Source organism: Candidatus Glassbacteria bacterium, assembly GCA_019456185.1.
GTDB lineage: Bacteria > Gemmatimonadota > Glassbacteria > GWA2-58-10 > GWA2-58-10 > JAJRTS01.
Genome location: VRUH01000046.1, coordinates 1 through 6,502, shown reverse-complemented (window position 1 = coordinate 6,502; position 6,502 = coordinate 1). Strand labels below are relative to the sequence as shown.

The 6,502-nt window shown below is 59.8% G+C and carries 6 protein-coding genes and 1 pseudogene (1 of these 7 cut by a window edge); all 7 read left to right on the top strand.

Translation table 11 applies throughout. From position 1 onward, the window contains the following. Positions 1–314: pseudogene (locus FVQ81_14080) on the top strand (metallophosphoesterase family protein); it begins 415 nt to the left of the window's first position. Between the two features lie 6 nt (positions 315–320). Then, positions 321–1,457 (top strand): glycosyltransferase family 4 protein, encoded by a 1,137-nt coding sequence (locus tag FVQ81_14075; GenBank protein MBW7997672.1) that lies wholly within the window; start codon positions 321–323, stop codon positions 1,455–1,457. 15 nt (positions 1,458–1,472) lie between these two features. Beyond that, the gene (locus FVQ81_14070) at positions 1,473–2,339 is read left to right on the top strand and encodes a decaprenyl-phosphate phosphoribosyltransferase (protein MBW7997671.1); all 867 of its coding nucleotides are present in this window, start codon (positions 1,473–1,475) and stop codon (positions 2,337–2,339) included. Positions 2,340–2,425: 86 nt separating this feature from the next. Continuing rightward, on the top strand, positions 2,426–3,508 hold the full coding sequence (locus FVQ81_14065) for a DUF362 domain-containing protein (GenBank protein MBW7997670.1): 1,083 nt from the start codon (positions 2,426–2,428) through the stop codon (positions 3,506–3,508). An 84-nt stretch (positions 3,509–3,592) separates the two neighbouring features. Further along, positions 3,593–4,540, top strand: a complete 948-nt coding sequence (locus FVQ81_14060; GenBank protein ID MBW7997669.1) for a glycosyltransferase family 2 protein — start codon at positions 3,593–3,595, stop codon at positions 4,538–4,540. Between the two features lie 103 nt (positions 4,541–4,643). After that, positions 4,644–5,369: a glycosyltransferase family 2 protein gene (locus FVQ81_14055; GenBank protein ID MBW7997668.1), complete on the top strand. Its 726-nt coding sequence runs from the start codon at positions 4,644–4,646 to the stop codon at positions 5,367–5,369. A 49-nt stretch (positions 5,370–5,418) separates the two neighbouring features. Further along, positions 5,419–6,502 (top strand): hypothetical protein (locus FVQ81_14050; GenBank protein ID MBW7997667.1); only part of this gene is annotated, 1,084 nt, incomplete at its 3' end.

Sequence of the window (6,502 nt, the reverse complement as noted above, 5' to 3'; positions counted from 1 at the left end):
CGTTCGAAACTGATTACCTGTTCCACGGTCATACGCACGTTCCGACCGTTTTTCGGCTGGCCGCAGACGGCGGCGTAAGTCCGCAGGAGCCGGAAAGCTTTTACCCTGAGCAGGGCAGCCGTTACATTATCAACGCGGGCAGTGTCGGGCAGCCGCGCGATGGAAACCCCAAGGCGTCGTTCGCCGTGTTCGACACCGGGAAAAACCGGGTTGAATTTTACCGCGTGGACTATGATATCGGACTGGCCCAGCAGAGGATTTACGACGCCGGACTGCCGGGCGTACTTGCCACCAGGCTGGCAACCGGGAGCTGACTGCCGATGGAATACAGGATCCTGCTGATAAACTGGCGCGATATCGCCCACCCGGAAGCCGGCGGCGCCGAGGTCCACGCCCACGAGATTTTCCGTCGCCTGGCAGCAGCCGGCCACCAGGTTACGTTCCTCACCTGCGCCTGGCCCGGTTGCGAGCCGGAAACCGAGATCGACGGGATCAAGATAATCCGCGGCGGCAGCAACATGACGTTCAACTATTCGGTGCCCGGACTGATGAAGAAACTGGATGTCGAGCGCAACTTCGACATCGTGGTCGAGGATGTCAACAAGATCCCCTTCCGCACTCCCCGCCATACCCGGCTCCCCCGTCTGATCCTGTTCCACCACCTCTTCGGCGCAACGATATTCCGCGAGGCTGTGTTTCCCGTGGCGCTCTATGTCTGGCTCTGGGAACGGATGATCCCCCGCTTTTACCGCGGCGAATGGGTGCAGGCTGTCAGCCAGGACACGCGCTCCGAGCTGGTCGATAACGGGTTCGACCCCGAACGGATCAAGGTGGTTTATAACGGGATCGATACGACGGTCTACACCCCTCCCAACCACGCAGCCGTAACAGTCGGCGCAGAGGAGCCATACCTGCTGTACATGGGCCGGATCAAGCGCTACAAGCGGCTGGACTTGATCCTGGACGCTTTCGTCAGGGCGCTGCACACGGGGCTCGAGGGCCGGGTGCGGCTGATTTTCGCCGGTGCGGGTAACGATTACCCCCGGCTGCGAAAGCGTGCCGACGAGCTGGGAATCGATGGCCGGACGAGCTTCCTGGGACGGGTTTCCGAGGAGCAGAAGACAGACCTGTTGCGTCACGCCCTCTGCGTGCTTAACCCCTCGCCCAAGGAGGGCTGGGGAATTACCAACATGGAGGCTGCCGCCTGCGGCACGCCGGTGGTGGCCAGCCGTTCGCCGGGACTTCGCGAGTCGGTGCACGACGGCCGCACGGGCTATCTGTTCACTCCCGGCGACGTGGCCCAGTTTTCGGCGCGGATAGTACAGGTGGCCACCGACCCGGATTTGCGCAGGAGGATGGGCGCGGCGGCCCGTGAGTTCGCCGAAAGCCTGAGCTGGGAGGAGTCCGCGCGCCAGACTGAAACCTATCTTGAACAGATTATCCGGCACAGAGGCTGAAGGAGCTGACAAGCGGTGATTCGCGAGTTGATTAAATCCATGCGGCCGGTGCACTGGTCCAAGAACCTGCTGGTGTTCGCCGGGCTGCTGTTCGCCGGTAAAGCTACCGATCCGGAACTTTTGCTGCACTCGATTACCGCGTTTGTCTCGTTCTGTCTGGTCTCCTCATTCGTTTACATCTTTAATGACCTGAAAGATGCCGCGCAGGATCGTCTGCACCCACTCAAAAAGGACCGTCCGATTGCATCGGGAAGGATCGGCGGAATCGGGGTCAGGCTTTTCGGAGCGGCGCTGGGCTGCGTGGGACTGGGGCTTGCATGTCTTCTGCCGGATGGTTCAAGAATAGTAATATTCGGCTACTTGCTGTTAAATATTTTGTACTCAGTCTGGCTGAAGCAAGTTGTGATACTTGATGTGATGACTATCGCCGCCGGCTTTGTCCTCCGCGTGCTGGCCGGAACGCTGGCTATCGGGGTCGAGACCAGCCACTGGCTGCTGATCTGCACGTTCCTGCTCTCCCTGTTCATGGGTTTCGGCAAGCGGCGCAGCGAGCTGATGCTGCTGGAGGAGAGCGCCACGGGTCATCGCGGTGTCCTGGCCCATTACAGCCAGTATTTTCTGGACCAGATGATCGCTGTGGTGGCTCCCGGAACCCTGGTCTGCTACGTGCTCTATACGGTCAGCCCGGAGACGGTGATCAAAGTGGGCGGCACCGGACTGCTGGTAACTGTACCGTTAGTGATTTACGGAATTTTCCGCTACCTGTACCTGATCCACGAGCGCAAGCAGGGCGGCGACCCGGCGGTCCTGCTCGTGCGCGACCCGTGGCTGCTGGCGTCGGTTGCAGGCTGGGTGGTTGCGGTCTGGCTGGTTATTTATTAAACAGTAACTGGCCCGATCGGCCGGCCGCGGGAAAAATTCCCGGTTCGAGATTATTGCGCCTGGCGGGAACGGGGGCTTGGGGAGATATGAGCAAATCGAAAGTGGCGGTTCTGAAAACATCTCCGCACACGGTGCTCGACGATTACTGCCGTCTCGCGGAGCTGGCCTGTATGCCGGATGCGCTGGACAACTCGGCGCGGACAATCATCAAAGACAATATCTCCTGGCATTTCCTGTATCCGGGGGCCAATACCACGCCCTGGCAGATGGAGGGTTCGATCCGGGCCCTGCGGGCGATGGGCTGTGATGATCTGGTCTGCGTGCAGAACGACACGGTGGTTACTGATGCGCTCATGGGCGAGCGGCTTAACCGGTATGTCGGTGTGCTGGAGCGCTACGGCGTGCCTACCCTCTACAACTTCCGTAAAGAAGATATTGCCTGGGAGGTCTATCGCCCGAAGGGTAAAATGCTCGTGCTGGACGATATCTTCCCGGAGGGAATCACGATTCCCCGGGAGTTCATGGGGACGAATATCGTCCATCTGCCCACGGTCAAGACCCATATCTACACCACCACCACGGGGGCGATGAAGAACGCGTTCGGCGGGCTGCTCAACCGGAAACGTCACTACACCCACAGTCGTATCCACGAGACCCTGGTGGACCTGCTGCGGATTCAGCAGGAAATCCACAGCGGTATTTTCGCCCTGGTGGATGGAACGACCTGCGGCAGCGGGCCCGGCCCCCGCACGATGGTCCCGGTGGAGGCCGACCTGATTGTCGCAGGTTCCGACAGTGTGGCTGTCGATGCGGTTTCGGCCCGGATGATGGGTTTCGACCCGCTGCGGATCGGCTATATCAGGATCGCCCACGAACAGGGACTTGGTACGGGGGACCCGCGGGAAATAGAGGTTGTGGGGGAAGATGTCTCCGGAATCGACATGCAATTCCCGGTGGGGGACAACATGGCCAGCCGCGTGGGCGACCTGTTCTGGTTCAGCCCGTTGAAAGTGCTGCAGCGCCTGTTGTTCCACACGCCCCTGGTCTATCTTTTCGTATTCGGCAGCTACGTTTACCACGACAAGCTGTGGTACCGGTTCAGGGGTAAACCGGTGGTGAAACGCTGGCTGAACGAATCGAAATGGGGGAAGCTGTTTCAGCAGTATTGAGAATCGCCCAGCCGGGGGTGAGGACTGGACTGAATCTTGCTGTAGCTGGCAAGGACACTCAAACCATTGGGGAGCCGAACTCAGATGACTCAGAGCGAGACAAAGCCGGACGTCTCGGTGTTGGTCCCGGCTTTCAACGAGCGCGAAAATATCACGGAGCTGGTTGCCGAATTGTGCGCCATGTTCGACAGGCACGGCCTGGACGGTGAAATTGTGCTGGTCGATGACGGCAGCACGGACGGCACTTACGAACTTGCGCGCGGAATCGCCGCCGGCGAACCGCGCCTTCGCCTGTTGCGCCACCGGACCAACCTGGGCAAGGCCGAGGCGATGCAGACGGGCAACGATGAAAGCCGCGCCGACAGGGTAGTGCTCTATGACGCCGACATGCAGCACTCTCCGGAGGATATCCCCCGGTTCCTGGCCAAAATGGACGAGGGATACGATGTCGTCTGCGGCCGCAAGGTCGGCAGCTACACCAAGCGGTTTGTCTCAGGAATTTACAACTGGATTTCGCGGCGGCTGTTCAAGGTGCCGGTGCATGATCTTAACTCGATGAAATCGTTCCTGCGCCAGGCTTTAGCCGAAACACCCCTGCGCCACGACTGGCACCGCTTTTTTGTCGTACTGGTCTATAACAAAGGCTACCGTGTCGGCGAACTGGAGATCGAGCTGCTGCCGCGCCGCCGTGGAATTTCGAAATACACCGGCTCCTGGCGGGCCGTGGTCGGCCTGCTCGATCTGGTCAGTGTCAGGTTCCTGATCAGTTTCGGCCAGAAGCCGATGACCCTCTTCGGCAGCGGCGGCCTGTTGATGCTGGTGCTCGCTTTCGTCACCGGTTGTGTGGCGCTGTATTTCAGGTTTGCGCTCCAGCAGGGATACCGTCCGCTGCTCTACCTGGTGATTCTGTTCGCCCTGGGCGGCGGCGTGCTCTTTACGCTGGGTTTTGTCACGGAGCTGCTCGGCCAGTTGTTCGACCGCCTGGACCGGCTCGAGGAATTCATGCGCAGGATCAGGAAGAAAGATGAATGAACTTCTCTAAAAGGCTGGCGCACTTGCGCCTCCTGCGGAGCCGGTGTTATTTTGCCCCGGTTTTGAGCCGAAAAGTTAACGGGTTAAAAGGTCAATGAATCAAATGTCACAAAACGATGATGGCCGTGGACAGGCTGCCGAGAGCGGCTTTACGCTTTCCGTGGTGATGCCTGTCTATAATGAAATCCGTACGATCGAAGAGATCCTGCGCAGGGTGCTGGCGGTCGATATCGAAAAGGAAATAGTCGTGGTGGACGACGGCAGCACCGACGGGACCCGCGAGTACCTTCGCAAGCTGGACGACCCGCGGATCAGGGTTTTTTTCCAGGAAACCAACCAGGGCAAGGGGGCGGCCGTGCGCAAGGGTATCGCCGAGGCGGCCGGTGACGTGATCGTCATTCAGGACGCGGACCTGGAATACGATCCCGAGGAATACTGCCGTCTGCTGGAGCCGATAGTTGACGGCCGCGCCGATGTCGTGTTCGGCAGCCGTTTCCGCGGCAGTACTGTCCGGGTACACATGTTCTGGCACTCGGTGGCCAACACGCTTCTGACCCTGCTCTCAAACATGTTTACCAACCTGAACCTGACGGATATGGAAGTCTGTTACAAGATGTTCCGCAGCCAGGTGATCAAGAATATCAAGCTGCGCTCGAACGGCTTCGGGTTTGAACCAGAGGTCACGGCCAAAGTGGCCAGGATGAAATGCCGGATTTACGAAACTCCTATTTCCTACTCCGGCCGCGATTACAGCGAAGGAAAGAAAATCGGTTGGAAAGATGCGGTCACGGCGGTGGCTGCTATCATCTATTTTCGGTTCTTTGACTGAACAGCCTGTCTCCGCCCGGACCACACTCCAGATTCCAACAGGTCGGCCATTGAGTAACCGCTCCCGCAGGAAATCGAAAAAGCAGAAAACCCCTCCGGCGGCAAGCCTGGACCTGGCCGGCCGCATTACGGCTAACAGGTCGGCTGTTATCGCGGTAATGGTTGGCGTGCATGTCCTGCTCTGCCTGGCCATCTTCGACCCCAAGCTGCACAGCGGAGGCGACAACACCGCCTATATCCTGCTCGCCGAATCAATCCTCAGGTTCGGCGACGGTTACTCGCTGGGCATGAATCCCGGTCCGCCGAGCCCGCACACCAACTATCCGTTCGGTTTCCCGCTGCTGCTGGCTCCGCTGGTTGTCCTGTTCGGCCGCAGCGTGATTCTGCTCAAACTGTATTCCCTCGCTTTTTCGGCCGGCTCGGTTGCCATTTTTTCCCTGCTGGCCTGGCGGCTGATGCCTCCGCGGGTCTGGGTCGCCCTCTGCGCGGCCGTGGCGGTAAACCCGGTCCTGACAGAGTACGCCCACTGGATCCTCACCGAGTCGTCTTTTCTGTTTTTCAGCCTGCTCGCGATCTACCTGATGGTGCGCGAGCGCGAGGAAGATGGCCGCAGGCGAACTATGTTTTTTTCCGCCGGGGCGGTTTGCTCATCGCTTACCGTGCTGATCCGCACCGCCGGTATCGCCCTGCCGCTGGGGATAATCACCGCCATGGTTTTCGGCAGGCGCTGGCGGGGAGCCGCCGTGTTCGCACTGGCGACCGCCGTGCTGCTGGGCCCCTGGATTATCCGCAACAATACTGTCGAGGGCGACCAGGCGATACCTTACGAGCAGCAGCTGCTGATGAAGAATCCCTACCGTCCGCACCTGGGAATGATGGGTCCGGCCGACCTGGTCTCGCGGGTCAAATCCAATGCGAATATCTATTTTCTCGGCCAGCAGGCGCGCGCGGTCCTTCGTCACGAGGTGCTGGCCGGCGGCGGCAGGGGAATAGTCCTGCTGGCCGGAGTACTCTCGGTGATGATCCTGGCCGGGCTCGCGCATGGGCTTGTCCGGCGGCGCGGCCGTGGCGGTAAACCCGGTCCTGACAGAGTACGCCCACTGGATCCTCACCGAGTCGTCTTTTCTGTTTTTC